Raw genomic sequence first — 15,820 nt, 5'->3', positions numbered from 1 at the left:
GTCAGCGCTTAATATCTTATTATTTTACAAGCATTATTAGGGAATATGAGGCTAATTGTTCAAATTCTATGTTTTTCTGATATAATACTAAGAGATTTAAAATAGAAAAGGTGATTATGTGTTATTAACAATTCCCGCATCCATCCGTTTAGAAGGGGCTTTGGCCGAATATAATAAAAAAGGCCGTGTAAGCCATACTTGTTTCGTTTGTAACGAAGACACTTCAAATGGGGATGCAAGTAACTTGAACTACTATAAGTTAGGTACTAAAAAAGTTTGTCATTCATGCATGAAACATGTTTTGCGTCATCCATCTTTAAAAGAGTATGAATATGTACATACCTCAGTTATTGATAAAACTGCTTTTTATAAAAATGTGCTGGCTGTTTTAAAGGATGAAAATTTTTTAGAGTCAATTCGTCAAGAAAAGCTAAATAGCGCATTGTAAGAAAAAAGTGTATCTCTTGTGGATACACTTTTTTTTTGTACCCTATTAAGTCACTCCTTATAATGACCCATCTCAAAAATCTAAAAGAATTTTTTGATGTTTACAAGCTTAGGTCAATTTCCTTAGCAAGATTCCCTGAATCAGGACATACACTTTACTATAATGCTAGTTTGTTTCCAGAGAAGGAGAGTGTGGGCATATGGAGCAGTCTTCATTGATCAAGCCGGTCCTAGGAGGAGCCTACCCGACTATCAGTCATGGTGAGGGAGTATTTTTATACGATAAAGAAGGAAAGAACTACCTGGATGCTTCATCCGGTGCTGTTACTGCTAACATCGGTCATGGTGTTCAGGAAATTATTGATGCGATGAAAAAACAGGCTAATCAGGTTTCATTTGTGTATCGTTCACAGTTTACGAGTGAACCAGCGGAGAAACTCGCCAAAAAAATTGCTGAACTAACAAAAGGGGAACTGAATTATAGCTTTTTTGTAAATAGCGGATCCGAAGCGACCGAAACTGCCTTGAAAATTGCCATTCAGCACTGGCAGGAAAAAGGGAAACCTAAGAAACATAAAATTATATCCAGATGGATGAGCTACCACGGCATCACGATGGGGGCTCTTTCGATGTCGGGCCACCCTATTCGCCGTGAACGGTTTACCGCTATGCTTGAATCATATCCTTCCGTTTCTCCTCCATATTGCTACCGCTGCCCACTTCAACTTGATCCCCATACGTGCGGAATGGCCTGTGCTAAGGAATTGGAAGCAACAATTAGACGCATTGGTGGTGACAATATTGCCGCTTTTATTGCTGAGCCTGTCATTGGCGCAGCCGGGGGAGCTATTGTTCCACCGGATGGTTATTTTAAAAAACTCAAGAAAATTTGTGAAGAACATGACATTTTATTCATTGCCGATGAAGTTATGACTGGATTCGGTCGGACCGGTAAGATGCTTTCTTCCGAATATTGGGATGTAGAACCTGATATCGTAACATTCGGAAAGGGAATGAGTGGGGGGTATACTCCTATAGCTGCCGCTGTAATGACGAGAAAAGTGATGGAGCCAATCATGAGTGGCTCTCAGTCGATTATCGGAGGGCATACACTTAGCGCCAATCCATTATCATGTGCGGTATCGTTAGCGGTGTTAGAATATGTAGAAAAAAACAATCTCGTTGAAAAATCAGCCGACAGAGGGAAAAACTTAATTAGAGGACTGAAGAGGTTAGGAGAGAAGTATTCCTTTATCGGAGACATCCGTGGAAGGGGTTTATTGATTGGTATGGAATTTGTCCAGGATAAATCGACAAAGTCTCCGCTTCCAAAGGTTGTCGACGTGACTAATGAAATCATTAAATTGGGAATGAAAAATGGAATCCTATTGTACCCTGCAGCAGCGGGTCTAGATGGTGTAACCGGGGCTGCAATTATCATATCTCCTCCTTTAACGATTTCGGAGGATGAGTGTGCAGAATTGTTAATGAGGCTCGATATAACACTCCGACAATTTAATGAGCAGATCCTACCGGGTCATCTGTCATCCTAACAAGGAAGTGAGTTAGTATGTTAGAAAATTCATTTCAGAAAATTTGCCGTTTTGAGGATGTTCTACATCTCTTTAAAGATAATCAGTCTATTCTTTTTGGAGGGTTCGGTGGCATCGGTACCCCGCCGGGATTGATCAATTTAATTTTGGAATCAGGTATTAAAAATTTAACCTTAATCGGAAATGACACTGGTTTTCCAGAAATAGGGGTCGGGAAACTGGTCACACAGCGGCGTGCGAAAAAAATCATCGTTTCTCATATTGGTTCTAACCCAAATGCGGGCCTATTTATGAACAATGGTGAGCTGGAAGTAGAGTTCTCACCGCAAGGGACGCTTGTCGAACGCATCCGGGCAGGTGGGATGGGTCTTGGTGGGATATTGACCGACATTGGCCTGGACGTCGATATAGTCCGTGACGGAAAACAAACCATAAGGCTGGGTGAGAAAAATTATCTAGTGGAACCTGCGTTGACTGCAGATATCGCAATTGTTTATGCAGAAAAGGCAGATCCTTATGGAAATCTAATATTTGATAAAAGTGCTCGGAATACGAATCCGCTCGTAGCAACTGCCGGACAAATCACCATAGTCGAGGCAGTGCAAATCGTCCCACTTGGCGCTTTGAATCCGGAAGACATTATTGTTCCGGGTGCATTTGTGGATTATATCATTCCATCAAAAGGAGTCGATTGGAAATGGGTTTGGGAACCAAAGTCAGAAATCGATTAGCGAAACGAGCCGCAGCAGAAATAAGCAATGGCATGCTGGTCAATTTGGGAATTGGCATACCATCCCTTGTGCCGAATCATCTTTTGAATGATCATCGAGTTATGTTTCATGCTGAAAATGGGCTTGTTGGAATCGGAAGTTCTCCAAAAAAGGGGAAGGAAGATCCGCATCTCTGTAATGCTGGAGGTCTTCCCATTACCATTAGAGAAGGAGCTTCATACTGTGACAGTACGATCGCATTTGGAATGATACGCCGGGGCAGGGTGGATATCACGATTCTTGGAGCACTACAAGTAAGCGAATTAGGCGACTTGGCTAATTGGAATGTGCCAGGAAAAAGAGTACCAGGGATGGGTGGGGCGATGGAACTTGCGGCAAAGGCCAAAAAGGTCATCGTATTAATGGAGCATACTGATAAAATAGGCATGTCTAAATTAGTAAAAGAATGTACGTTACCATTAACGGCTAAAGAATGCGTACATATGATTATCACGGAGCTTGGCGTATTTTCTGTGACGCCCGAAGGTCTCTTATTAACTGATTTATTTGAAAATTCTAGTATCGAGGAAATCAGGAATCAAACCGAAGCCTCGTTTACAGTCTCTAAAAATATCCATATTTTAAAAGAATGAGAGAGGAGAATGGTGATATGTATGAAGAGAAAATCAGCACTTGGTTGAATGAACATCGAACGAATGGAATTAGGCTTTTACAAAAACTGGTACAGGAACCGAGCAAGCGAGGCCAAGAGGGGAGTGCGCAAGCTATTGTAGTTGAAAAGTGCAGACAGCTTGGTCTCGAAATAGATTTATGGGAGATTGGGGATGAAAAATTAAGAAATCATCCCCATTTTTATTGTGATCGTAAAGATTTTAAAGGAAACCCCAACCTTGTTGCGATTAAAAGAGGAATCGGCAACGGTAAATCTCTTATTTTAAATGGTCATATTGATGTGGTTCCCGAGGGAGATCATACTGCGTGGCACGATGACCCATATAGCGGCATGGCAAAAGACGGAAAAGTGTTTGGGCGTGGAACGACTGATATGAAAGGTGGCAATGTTTCTTTATTATTAGCACTCGAGGCAATTATTGAATCTGGTATACAATTGAAGGGGGATGTTATTTTCCAAAGTGTGATTGAAGAAGAAAGCGGAGGTGCAGGTACACTTGCGGCAGTCTTGCGAGGATACCGGGCTGATGGGGCAATCATTCCTGAGCCAACTAATATGAAACTATTTCCACTTCAACAAGGATCGATGTGGTTTCGGCTTATAGTCAAAGGTAAGTCGGCACATGGAGGTACAAGATATGAAGGGGTAAGTGCAATAGATAAAGCAATTAGTGTAATGCTAGAAATCAAGAAGCTTGAACAAGAACGAAACGAGTCACTTCGTCATTCTCTCTATAAAAATGTAACAATTCCAATTCCGATTAATATTGGGAGTATTCAAAGTGGGAATTGGCCTTCTTCTGTTCCGGATACAGCCGTACTAGAAGGCCGGTTTGGGATTGCCCCCACGGAAACAATGGAAGCGGCACAACGCTCTCTGATGCAGTGTATTGAGGCTTTAAACCAGACTGATGCATGGTTCAAAGAGAAGCCAATTGAATTAGAATGGTTTGGGGCTAGATGGTTGCCTGGCAGTCTCGAACTTGAGCATCCATTGATGAAAACACTAGGTGCGTACTATGAAAAGGTGATGGGTGAACAGCCGCTTGTTGAAGCCTCCCCCTGGGCGACGGATGGAGGGTATCTTTCATCAGTGGGATCGACTCCTGTAGTTGTTTTCGGACCGGGGGAAACGAAGTTGGCTCATGATTCTAATGAATATATAGAAGTGGATAAAATGATGGACGTGGCAAAAATCATCGCTTTAACTATAATCGAATGGTGTGGAGTGGAAGAGCAATAATAAGTTTCTCTCGGGTCTGATTCTCATAGGGTCAGGCCTTTTGTTACAATAATTAGATTGATAGGAAAGGAGCAAGTTAGATGGAGACAGGAATTATTGAAAAAAGAATTCAAAAACCGCGTTGTACATTACATATTACAATCGACCGGTTTAATAAGCGGGTCCGGGTGGAAGATTATCTCGGTCACTTTCAAGATTGCGTAGAAGAATCTTTGAAGGTGGCTGAGAACATATCAGCAGAGAAAATCATTTTTAAGACACGAAAGGAAAACGTTCAAGAATTACTAGTTCAAGGCTTTTTATATGAAGGAAGTATAGATAAGTACTTTTTAGGAAGCGATTGCTTCTTCCTTGTTAAATATAACAAGAATGAACGTAGAAACAGTGAAAACTGGGAAAAGGAGGATCAAATCCTTGCCGGTGTACAGACTCTCCCGTTAAAAGCCGCTTTAGATGCTCCGCCAGCAGACTACCAATGTCGTAAAGCAGATGAATCCGATGCTATTCAGCTGGCACAATTGTATGGAAAGGTGTTTGAAATATACCCCACTCCGATGAATGATCCGGAATATGTGAAAAAGTGCATGAAAAGCGGAACAGTTTTTTATATTTACGCCCATAATGATAAAATCGTTAGTGCTGCCTCAGCAGAAATCGATGCCTTCTACCATAACGCTGAAATCACTGATTGTGCGACACTGCCCGAACACCGGCAGTACGGCTTAATGAAGCATTTGATTGCTAAACTTGAAGACCACCTTGTCTCACATGAAATTTATTGTATCTATTCCATTGCCCGATCACTGTCATTCGGTATGAATGCGGCCCTGCACCAGCATGATTACGCATACCGCGGGCGATTAGCCAATAACTGTTACATCTTCGATAAACTTGAGGACATGAATCTGTGGGTGAAAAATTATACATGAGTGCTCATTTTCAGGCAGGTTTATGACAAGTTTTTGGCATTTCCTCATATATATTAAGTAAGGACGTATTAGAGGAGGTGGACCTTGCCTAGTGAATTTTTTAATACAAGTGAAGTATTAGAAGCGATACTTGAAACCATTGATGAGGGCATTCATGTGATTGATCCAAAGGGACAAACCATCTTTTATAATGGAGTGGCAGCCAATCATGATGGAATGAAAGTAGGGGAAGTACTCGGGAAACCATTACTTGAAGCCTTCCCTTCGTTAAATCACAAATCTTCTACATTACTGAGAGTTATTAAGTCTGAAAAGCCCATTTATAATTACAGTCAATCGTATGTAAATGCACATGGTAGGATCATTGAAACGTTAAATACAACGCTCCCCATTTATGTAGATGGGTTTATAGTTGGTGCCATAGAAATAGCGAAGGATTATTCGAGTTTGAAGCAGTTATCTGAACGGTTAGCTGACCTGGAAAGCTCGCTCAAGACAATGAAAGGTCCTGAAAAAAAAGCGGAAGTGAATGGTAATTTATATACGTTTAACGATATTTTAACCAGTGATACTGAATTCAGAAACATAATTTCACTAGGGAAAAAGGCTGCCCGTTCCTCTTCCTCTGTATTAGTTTATGGAGAAAGCGGTGTAGGAAAAGAACTTTTTGTTCAAAGTATCCATAAGGATTCTAACCGCCGAAAAGAACCGTTCATCGCACAAAATTGTGCGGCCTTACCAGAAAATTTATTAGAATCTCTTTTATTCGGTACCGCTAAAGGCAGTTACACAGGTGCAGTGGATCGCCAGGGCTTATTTGAATTGGCCAATGGTGGCACCTTGTTTTTGGATGAATTACAATCGATGCCGATTGACCTGCAGGCAAAGTTGCTGCGGGTGCTTGAAGATGGGTTTATTAGGAGGATAGGTGCCGCAAAGAATGTCCAAGTGGATGTAAGAATTATGGCAGCGATGAATATAGATCCGAAAAAAGCCGTTACGGAAAACAAGTTACGAGCAGATTTATTTTACCGATTACATGTATTAAGCTATGAGCTGCCTCCGCTAAGAGAGCGCCCTGAAGATATATTATTCCTTACTAATCATTTTATTTTATTCTATAACAAGAAATTAGGACTTCCCATAGAGGGAATTGATGAGAAGACAAAGGTTTTCTTACAGAATTATCATTGGCCAGGGAATGTTAGAGAGCTTAAGCATACGATTGAATTCATGATGAATCATACAGAAAAAGATATATTAACACTTGAAGATTTGCCGCAGTTTTTAAAAAAACGTCCCACTTCAAAAGAAAAAATACTTCCACTGCGTCAGGCAATGATGGAAATGGAGACGAAATTGATCACCGAGGCTCTTCTTCAAACAGGAGGCAATGTCTTTCAGGCCTCGAAGCTATTGAAGATTCCACGGCAGACCCTGCAATATAAAATGAAAAAACATACTTGAATGTTTAAAATTCGGATGGACCATGTAATCCGGATTTTTTTATGGGCATATGTAGTTTTTGGTTAATTTTGGCATCCTTCTTGCATTAAATACTACTATCAAGACTCAGGAGGTATTACCATGTTATTTGACTTATATAAGCCCGAGCGTAATTGGAAAGATATAGAGCTATGGAAAGATGTAACCGATGAACAATGGAACAACTGGCTGTGGCAGCTTACGAATACTATCCGAACTGTGGAGGATTTGAAAAAAGTTATAGACTTGACTCCTGATGAAGAGGAAGGTGTCAGGATCTCTACGAAAACCATCCCATTAAATATTACCCCCTATTATGCTTCGTTGATGAATAAGGATGACCCAAGGTGTCCAATCAGAATGCAATCTGTCCCAATCTCAGAAGAAATGCATAAAACCAAATATGACATGGAGGACCCGCTTCATGAAGATGAAGATTCACCAGTACCGGGATTGACTCACAGATATCCTGATCGCGTCCTTTTTTTGGTCACGAATCAGTGCTCCATGTACTGCCGCTATTGTACGAGAAGACGCTTTTCAGGACAAATAGGTATGGGAGTACCAAAAAAACAATTAGACGCTGCAATCGGCTATATTCGTGATACACCAGCAGTCCGAGATGTTCTTATTTCCGGCGGTGACGGATTATTGATTAATGACACCATCCTGGAATATATTTTAAAAAACTTAAGGGAAATCCCCCACGTTGAAATAATCAGGATAGGTACGAGAGCTCCAGTTGTATTCCCTCAACGAATCACAGAAAATTTGTGTGCAATTTTAAAAAAGTATCATCCAATTTGGTTAAATACGCACTTCAATACATCTATAGAAATTACCGAAGAATCAAAGAAAGCGTGTGAGATGCTAGCAGATGCAGGTGTACCGGTAGGCAACCAGGCTGTTATTCTAGCCGGTATAAATGATAGTGTTGCGATCATGAAAAAGCTGATGCACGACCTCGTTAAGATTCGTGTCCGTCCTTACTACATTTATCAGTGCGACCTATCCGAAGGAATTGGTCATTTCCGAGCCCCGATATCTAAGGGGATTGAAATTATTGAAGGCTTACGCGGTCATACGTCTGGATATGCTGTCCCGACTTTCGTTGTAGATGCACCAGGGGGTGGAGGGAAAATTACATTACAACCGAACTATATCCTTTCACAATCACCGACAAAAACAGTGCTACGTAATTTTGAAGGAGTAATTACCACTTATCCCGAACCTGAGCATTACACACCAGGACTTGCAGATGATTATTTCAAAGGCATATATCCTGATATGGAAGAAAAACGGTCAGATATAGGAATAGCTGGTTTGATGAATGACAAGCAATTTAATTTAGTGCCTGAAGGGCTGAAACGAATGAATCGCCGTGAAAATTACGTTACCAACCCGGAGCATGCTTCATTAAAAAATCAACGTGAAAAGCGAGATCAGTTAAAAGAAAAGAAATTCCAGGCACAGCAAAAAAAGAGCACTCCAAAGGGGGAAGAATAGCATGGAAACTTGTCCATGGTGTGAGATAGGAAAACTTACACCGGTAACTGGTACGGTCTATTGGGAATTACCAGATGGAACGCGAGCCGTTGAAATTACTGAAACTCCTTCTTCCCATTGTGAGAATTGTAAAGCTCTTTTTCAGAGTGATGAAATTGTAAAAGGAATTGAAGATCAGCTATTTTTAATTGATTCGAAACAGCTTGCAAAACAGACCAAGTATGATGAGTTATTGAAGATGAAGAGATTATTGAAGCGGAATTACTTTGATTTTGGGAAATAACAAAATGATTAGAAGTTGCCTCATCTACTTTTTTGGGTGAGGTTTTTCTGTGCGCCCGGCGGTGTGGTCTATAGGGTGTACATCTCGAACGGTGAAGGCATTAGTAGCGGCCTCATTTTAAATTTTCATCTTCACTACCCTTACTTTGACCAATAGGAATAAAAAAATCCATGCAGTATCTCCTCACATATTCAAATTCCTTTTCATAGCAAATAGGTATTTGGATTACCTGTTTCTCTGAACATTCCCCAAATGAATTCATTCATATTCATCCCGCCTATAAATGTGATTGTGAGAAATTACCATTCTTAATAAACATTTTTTGGGATAACTTAGAAATGAAATCTTAAAAGAAAGGATACATATATGAAAACAAAATGGGTTCTATTAGCCATTCTTTCTACCATAGTCAATGTGCTTTCTGGATGTGAATCATTAGCGGTCTTAGATCCTAAAGGACCTCAAGCCCAAACGCAAGCCAATGTGATTTGGCTATCAATTGCGATCATGGCGGTTATTGTTATTGTTGTTTGTGCTATTTTAGTCTTTGTGTTAACGAAATACCGTGACTCTAAACTACCTAAAGAATATGAACCACCCTACATTGAAGGGAATCATGTTGTTGAAACGATTATTGTTGGGGTGCCAATTTTAATCGTCATTTTCTTCTCCGTTGTTTCTGTAATTTCCAACAATAAAGTGGAAGCCACTCCGGAAGGGTACAAAGGTCAAGATCCATTAGTTATTTACGCTTCGTCATCTGACTGGAAGTGGCATTTTAGTTATCCAGAAAACGATATCGAGACAGTAAACTACTTGTATATTCCAACAAATCGACCACTTGAATTTAAACTTTATTCATTCGGGCCTATCACGAGTTTCTGGATTCCACAACTTGGCGGTCAAAAATATGCCATGTCTAACATGGTGACCACATTACACTTAGCAGCGGACGAATCAGGGGAAATGATGGGACGAAATGCAAACTTTAGTGGGAAAGGATTCGCTGAAAATACGTTTCACGTCGAAGCGATGTCTCAAGATAAGTTTGATGAATGGGTAAAGGAAGTTAAAGAAACTGCGAAACCTATTACTGAAGTAAGATTCAATGAATTATTAAAACCGGGTCATGAGGGACAGTTAACGTTTACTGGAACTCATTTAGACTTCTCACCAGCTCCAGAAGGTGAAAATGCTGGACATCATCATGGCTCAAGTGACTCTAACACGAATTCAAAAGGTGAACATATGGAGCATGATCATAAGTCAAGTAATAGTAAAGAAAAATCAGCACACAATCATGAATAATTTCTTAGTCTATCTCAAGAAAAATATTTTCAGAAAGGAAACACAAAAGTATGGGTTTTTTCTCTAGATTTCTTATACCTAATCCTAGTCCCGTCATTTACTCATCAATGGTGGCCATTGGTGTTACTGTTCTCTTGATCATTGTTGGTTTAACCCACTTTAAAAAATGGTTTTATTTATGGAGTGGCTGGTTAACAACAGTCGATCATAAAAGAATAGGTATTATGTATCTAATATCTGCTTTGTTGATGCTATTTCGTGGTGGGGTAGATGCTGTGATGATGCGTGCGCAACTTGCCGTACCGGATAACAAATTATTAGATTCACAGCACTATAATGAAATTTTTTCAACACACGGGGTTGTGATGATTATCTTTATGGCGATGCCGTACATTATGGCCTTAATGAATTTCGTCGTGCCATTACAAATTGGAGCCCGAGATGTAGCATTCCCACGTCTAAATGCCATAAGTTTCTGGTTATTTTTTATGGGTGCGATGCTATTCAACATCTCTTTTGTAATTGGTGGTTCGCCTGATGCAGGGTGGTCATCTTATTTCCCGCTTGCAGGTAATGAATTTAGCCCACATGTTGGAACGAATTATTATATGATTGGTATTCAGATAGCCGGAATAGGTACATTAATGACGGGGATTAACTTTTTGACGACTATTCTTAAAATGAGAGCACCCGGTATGACATTAATGAAAATGCCAATGTTTACATGGTCTGCTTTAGTCACAAGCATTATTATCATTTTCGCATTCCCTGTATTAACAGTGGCGCTGATCATGGGAACAATGGATCGACTATTCGCAACCAAGTTTTTCACAATGACTGAGGGCGGTATGGATATGCTTTGGGCTAACCTGTTCTGGGTTTGGGGACATCCTGAAGTATATATCTTAATCTTGCCTGCATTTGGTCTTTTTAGTGAGATTATCCCAACCTTTTCACGACGTAACCTATATGGCTATCGATCAATGGTTGCTTCAATGGTATTTATCTCTATATATTCATTCTTCGTTTGGACGCACCATTTCTTTACAATGGGGCAAGCAGCATATGTTAATAGTATTTTCTCGATTACAACGATGGTAATTGCTATTCCGACTGGAATCAAGATCTTTAACTGGTTGTTCACGATGTGGAAAGGTAGAATCAGATTTACCGTACCTATGCTTTATTCAATAGGTTTCATACCTCTTTTCACAATCGGTGGAGTTACGGGGGTTATGCTTGCGATGTCAGCGGCGGATTATCAATACCATAATACAATGTTTTTAGTAGCTCACTTCCACAATGTCATCATTCCGGGTGTAGTATTTGCTGTGCTTGGTGCCGGAACTTACTACTGGCCGAAAATGTTTGGTTTCATGTTGAATGAAAGGATTGGGAAATGGGCGTTCTGGTTTCTAACCATTGGTTTTTGCTTAGCATTCTTCCCTATGTATATCACTGGTTTAGATGGTCAAGCACGTCGTATATACACATACTCTGAATCGACTGGATTTGGACCATTAAATATGATTTCGTTTATCGGGGCAGCTTTAATGGCAATCAGCTTTGTATTAATCGTATATACGATTTACTATAGCATTCGCCATGCTCCAAGAGATGTTAGTGAGGATCCGTGGGATGCACGTTCCCTTGAATGGGCTACTCATAATCCAGTACCAGAATATAACTTTGCTATTATTCCACAAGTGAACTCAAGGGAAACGTTTTGGGATGCTAAATATAAAGGTCATGAATTATTCAAGGGTGACTATGAAAAAATTCATATGCCCAATAACAGCGGCGGACCGTTTATCATGTCCTGTATCTTCTTTGTCTTTGGATTTGCGTTAGTATTCAGCATATGGTTTCTTGCGATTATTGGGTTAATCGGTATCTTTGTTTGCATGGCTCATCGTTCATTCGAAATAGATCATGGGCATTACATTTCTGTAGAAGAAATTAAAGAGACAGAAGCAAAATTCGGGGGTGTTAATAAATGGAAATAGATCACTCGCAACCTCTTGAATATAGTACGGAACAAAATCGTCTAAATATTTTAGGCTTTTGGATTTTCCTTGGAGCCGAAATTATGCTTTTTGCAACACTCTTTGCATCATATTTTACATTAGTTGATCGTACGGGTAACGGTCCTACTGGAGCAGAAATTTTTGAAATCACTCCAGTACTTGCTGAAACATTCTTGCTCTTAACAAGCAGTTTTGTCATCGGGCTTGGAATTCATGCCATGCGACTTGGCAACAAGAAAGCCATGTTGACATTCTTCGTAATCACTCTCCTTCTTGGATTAGGATTCTTAGGATTTGAAATTACTGAGTTCATTACCTATTATCACGAAGGAGCTACACTGCAAACTAGTGCATTTACTTCGATGCTCTTTACAACATTAGGGACACATGGAGCACATGTTACATTAGGACTTTTCTGGGGGTTATTTATTATCCTTCAAGTGAAAAAACGCGGGTTGACACCTGAAACAGCCAATAAATCCTTCATTTTCTCTCTTTACTGGCATTTCTTAGATATCGTTTGGATCTTCATCTTCACCTTTATCTACATGAAAGGAATGACATAAACATGAAGGAATTATTCCCGGCTAAACAAGTATGGGGTTTTGTATTTTCATTGATTTTGACGTTTGTAGCTCTTTTGGTTTACTTCTTCAATATGTCAAAAGCAACAGGCATGACGATTTTTATATTGACAGCATTCATACAAGCAGCTGTTCAACTAGTTGTGTTTATGCATGCTCGTGAAACTGATGATAGCAAATCAATTTTTATGACTCTATATTGCGCTATATTCCTAGCTCTAATTACTGTCTTCGGTACAATACTATGTATGATCTGGGGTTGGAGTTATTGATATGAAACAGCTTGGGAAACAGAAGGCGTATGATGAGTAATTGAAGATGAAGAGATTATTGAAGCTGAATTACTTTGATTTTTAGGTAGGAAGAGATTGTACAGTTTCTATAAAAACATATATTTCTCTATTTAAAGGATATGATTCCCTTAGTGTAGACAGAAAAGAGTAAGTCATTGAGTTATATGATTGTTGAATAATTGTAAACAAACCTATTTAAGCTCCATTAAACGTTAGCTTGTACTCAGTAAAAAGAATAGATTAGTTTGGTATTAATTATTCAACTATTTAGAAAGATTAAAACTCGTCTGTACTGTTAGGTTCGTGCCCGAAAAAAGAGAATTTCGACAAGAAAGCCGATGTTTCCTACGCTAAGGAAACATCGGCTTTTATTTTTATTGGATAAGAGCTGACCTGACAGGCAAGACTTGGACACTTTTGTGAAAGGTTAATATAAATTAATTTCGAAGAAAATTGACATTGTACTCTTTCTTCAATCACAGTTCATCATAAATTGCGTTCTGTTTCTGGTGAAATATCGTTAGTTATCCTATAATTGTAGGAAGAAAAACCCATGTTGGTTTTTAAAAATGTAGACGGAAGGTAAAGTTTCCGATATATTAAAGCTGAAATCTTAGTTACTTTTTAGGAGGGCTCGTCACATGAGACCGTTTTATTTATATTTAATGAAATTCCGACAACCTAAAGAAATTGATGCCATCACTAAATTTGCTAATCACGCTTATAACGATCACAGTTTCCCAAAGCAATCGGATGATTATAATGAATTAAGTAGTTATTTAGAATTGAATGGCGACTATCTCGAAAGTATGACTGTATTTGATCGTGCGTGGGAACAATATGTCCAAATAGAAGAAGGACTCCAGTAGGGAGATCAGGAATAGGGGGGATCGAAGGATGCTTAAAAGCCTTCAAACCCGAATTTTGCTTTATTCTTTACTTATAGCAAGTCTACCTGTTCTGATATTAGGAATAATTTCCTATGGATCACAACGCTCTTTGCTTGAAAAAGAAGCAAAAAATGCCTTGAATGCAGGTTCACTTAATATCGTCAATGAAACATATAATTATTTGAACGAACGGAATAGTGATGTGAAGTTATTAAGTGCAAATTCGGTAATCATAAATCCTGGCTCATCAAAAGAAGAGAAGTCTGATGAACTAAAAAAGTTTATTGGAGCAAAACGGGAATATTACGGAGCTTTGTATTTGGATTTGGAAGGTAAAGTTATTGCAGATACATCTAATAAAATGATTGGAGCTAACTTAGCTGAGAGAATTTGGTTTGAAGAAGCACTAGAAGGTAATGAATTTCTTTCTGACGTGTATAAAACACGAGCTTATTCTGAACCCATAATAACTTTAAGTGCACCGGTATATGGTAGTACAGGGCAAATGGTTGGTGTTGTCTCCTCGGCCTTCCGCTTAGAAAACCTTTGGGAGATGATCGAGAGAAAAGCTATTGATATTAGTGATAAGTATCCTGTGAACATTTTCATGATTAATCAAGAAGGTATCATGGTTTCCAAAAAAGATCCCCATGGCGTCCAACAGAATTCTACCTTAGAGGAAATGGGATTAACAAAAGCAAAACTGATAGAAGCTTCTGAAACGGATAACTTGTACAGTGCAGAGAATGGAGAGAAAATATATTCTATTCAGGCTGTTCATACGATGGCACAAACGGAAAATAAATGGTTTGTGGTTGTGGGAGCTGATAAGAAACAAGTGTTTCAGCCTTTGAATGATCTTTTGTCACGTTATCTAACCATTTACACGATTTTATTTGTATCAATCATTATAGTGGTCTATTTATTTACAAAGACTCTTGTACGACCTGTTCAAGATCTTGTTGAAGCAACAGAGGAATTTATTGAAGGAAAAGAATTCGTCGTTTCTAATAAAAGAAGCTTTGAAGAAATGGTAAAACTGAACCTTGCTTTTCAGAGAATGATGGAAACGATAGAGGATCGTGAAAAGGAAATCGTTCGTACTGAAAAGTTGAAATATGTAGGTCAGCTAGCTGCAGGGGTTGCCCATGAAATTAGGAACCCATTGACTACAATAAAGGGGTTCTTCCAACTATTGAAGAGCCAGGATTATGATAAAACTTTAATAGTAAAGTATAGTGATGTCATGCTTGAGGAAGTCAATCGGGTTAATGTATTTGTAACTCAACTTCTTGATTTAGCAAAGCCTCATCAGCTTGAATGGGAGAAACTTGATCTAAAAGATTTCCTCGATGAAATTATAGATGTCTATTCTTCTTCAAATCCTAGTTCTCATGTAACATTAATTAACTCAGTGACACAATCTATATATATTTATACTGATCGAAACCGATTGAGGCAAGTTCTCTTGAATGTCTTGAATAATTCTTGTGAAGCATTCGATTCTAAGGGGAAGATTGAATTGAATCTTACATTCATTCCTCAATATATAAAATTAATCATTCGTGATGATGGAATAGGAATTAGCCCCGAGAATTTAAAAAATATCGGTATGCCCTTTTATACAACAAAATTGGAAGGGAATGGTCTGGGAGTTGCGACATGCATCCAGATTATGGAGGAACTAAAAGGGAAATTTCAAATTGAAAGTACATATGGCCAAGGAACAGACGTAATCCTGACTATTCCTACAACGAACCGTCTCATTCGATGAGACGGTTTTTTACGTAAAGAATGAATAGTAACCCACATAACTTTAGCATTGAAATGACCCTTTATTAAATGAGAGTACTTTTGTATCTAAATGAG

Annotated in this window: 16 protein-coding genes; 15 read left to right on the top strand and 1 reads right to left on the bottom strand. The window is 39.0% G+C overall.

The features are described from left to right. Positions 1-118: 118 nt before the first annotated feature. The 9 genes from RE409_RS16765 to RE409_RS16725 all read left to right on the top strand — a co-directional run bounded on the left by RE409_RS16765 (position 119) and on the right by RE409_RS16725 (position 8,849). On the top strand, positions 119-448 hold the full coding sequence (locus RE409_RS16765) for a hypothetical protein (protein WP_057216807.1): 330 nt from the start codon (positions 119-121) through the stop codon (positions 446-448). A gap of 199 nt (positions 449-647) precedes the next feature. Beyond that, the gene (locus RE409_RS16760; RefSeq protein ID WP_309557829.1) at positions 648-2,000 is read left to right on the top strand and encodes an aspartate aminotransferase family protein; all 1,353 of its coding nucleotides are present in this window, start codon (positions 648-650) and stop codon (positions 1,998-2,000) included. 17 nt (positions 2,001-2,017) lie between these two features. Then, positions 2,018-2,731: a CoA transferase subunit A gene (locus RE409_RS16755; protein ID WP_201223959.1), complete on the top strand. Its 714-nt coding sequence runs from the start codon at positions 2,018-2,020 to the stop codon at positions 2,729-2,731. Continuing rightward, positions 2,698-3,363 carry a 3-oxoacid CoA-transferase subunit B gene (locus tag RE409_RS16750; RefSeq protein ID WP_057216799.1) on the top strand — a complete coding sequence of 222 codons (666 nt, stop codon included), beginning with the start codon at positions 2,698-2,700 and terminating at the stop codon, positions 3,361-3,363. Before RE409_RS16755 ends, RE409_RS16750 begins: the two co-directional genes overlap by 34 nt. 17 nt (positions 3,364-3,380) lie before the next feature. After that, positions 3,381-4,646, top strand: coding sequence for a peptidase (locus RE409_RS16745; RefSeq protein ID WP_057216796.1), 1,266 nt, complete (start codon positions 3,381-3,383; stop codon positions 4,644-4,646). Between the two features lie 80 nt (positions 4,647-4,726). Beyond that, positions 4,727-5,575 carry a putative beta-lysine N-acetyltransferase gene (gene ablB, locus RE409_RS16740; RefSeq protein ID WP_309557828.1) on the top strand — a complete coding sequence of 283 codons (849 nt, stop codon included), beginning with the start codon at positions 4,727-4,729 and terminating at the stop codon, positions 5,573-5,575. A gap of 84 nt (positions 5,576-5,659) precedes the next feature. Beyond that, positions 5,660-7,042: a sigma-54 interaction domain-containing protein gene (locus RE409_RS16735; RefSeq protein ID WP_309557827.1), complete on the top strand. Its 1,383-nt coding sequence runs from the start codon at positions 5,660-5,662 to the stop codon at positions 7,040-7,042. Positions 7,043-7,162: 120 nt separating this feature from the next. Continuing rightward, positions 7,163-8,566: a lysine 2,3-aminomutase gene (ablA, locus tag RE409_RS16730; protein ID WP_201223967.1), complete on the top strand. Its 1,404-nt coding sequence runs from the start codon at positions 7,163-7,165 to the stop codon at positions 8,564-8,566. 1 nt (position 8,567) lies between these two features. Beyond that, positions 8,568-8,849, top strand: coding sequence for a YokU family protein (locus tag RE409_RS16725; protein ID WP_201223970.1), 282 nt, complete (start codon positions 8,568-8,570; stop codon positions 8,847-8,849). 112 nt (positions 8,850-8,961) lie between these two features. On the opposite strand, the gene RE409_RS16720 is transcribed toward RE409_RS16725, so the two are convergent. Further along, the gene (locus tag RE409_RS16720; protein WP_201223972.1) at positions 8,962-9,111 is read right to left on the bottom strand and encodes a hypothetical protein; all 150 of its coding nucleotides are present in this window, start codon (positions 9,109-9,111) and stop codon (positions 8,962-8,964) included. A 104-nt stretch (positions 9,112-9,215) separates the two neighbouring features. On the opposite strand from RE409_RS16720, the gene qoxA reads away from it, so the two are divergent. From qoxA to RE409_RS16690, 6 genes are all read left to right on the top strand, one after another. Further along, positions 9,216-10,157, top strand: coding sequence for a cytochrome aa3 quinol oxidase subunit II (qoxA, locus tag RE409_RS16715; protein WP_201223974.1), 942 nt, complete (start codon positions 9,216-9,218; stop codon positions 10,155-10,157). 50 nt (positions 10,158-10,207) lie between these two features. Beyond that, positions 10,208-12,163 carry a cytochrome aa3 quinol oxidase subunit I gene (gene qoxB, locus RE409_RS16710; RefSeq protein WP_201185413.1) on the top strand — a complete coding sequence of 652 codons (1,956 nt, stop codon included), beginning with the start codon at positions 10,208-10,210 and terminating at the stop codon, positions 12,161-12,163. Further along, positions 12,154-12,750 (top strand): cytochrome aa3 quinol oxidase subunit III, encoded by a 597-nt coding sequence (gene qoxC / locus RE409_RS16705; RefSeq protein ID WP_056520798.1) that lies wholly within the window; start codon positions 12,154-12,156, stop codon positions 12,748-12,750. The genes qoxB and qoxC overlap by 10 nt, the downstream gene beginning before the upstream one ends. 2 nt (positions 12,751-12,752) lie before the next feature. Beyond that, positions 12,753-13,040 carry a cytochrome aa3 quinol oxidase subunit IV gene (gene qoxD / locus RE409_RS16700; RefSeq protein ID WP_056520796.1) on the top strand — a complete coding sequence of 96 codons (288 nt, stop codon included), beginning with the start codon at positions 12,753-12,755 and terminating at the stop codon, positions 13,038-13,040. A 662-nt stretch (positions 13,041-13,702) separates the two neighbouring features. Then, entirely contained in the window at positions 13,703-13,930 is a 228-nt protein-coding gene (locus RE409_RS16695) for a YozE family protein (RefSeq protein WP_053346600.1), read from the top strand. Positions 13,931-13,958: 28 nt separating this feature from the next. After that, the gene (locus RE409_RS16690) at positions 13,959-15,725 is read left to right on the top strand and encodes a sensor histidine kinase (protein WP_201223975.1); all 1,767 of its coding nucleotides are present in this window, start codon (positions 13,959-13,961) and stop codon (positions 15,723-15,725) included. The last annotated feature ends 95 nt before the right edge of the window (positions 15,726-15,820 follow it).

Source organism: Peribacillus sp. R9-11, from assembly GCF_031345095.1.
GTDB classification, from domain to species: Bacteria; Bacillota; Bacilli; order Bacillales; family DSM-1321; genus Peribacillus; species Peribacillus butanolivorans.
This window is presented reverse-complemented; position numbering and strand designations above follow the sequence as displayed.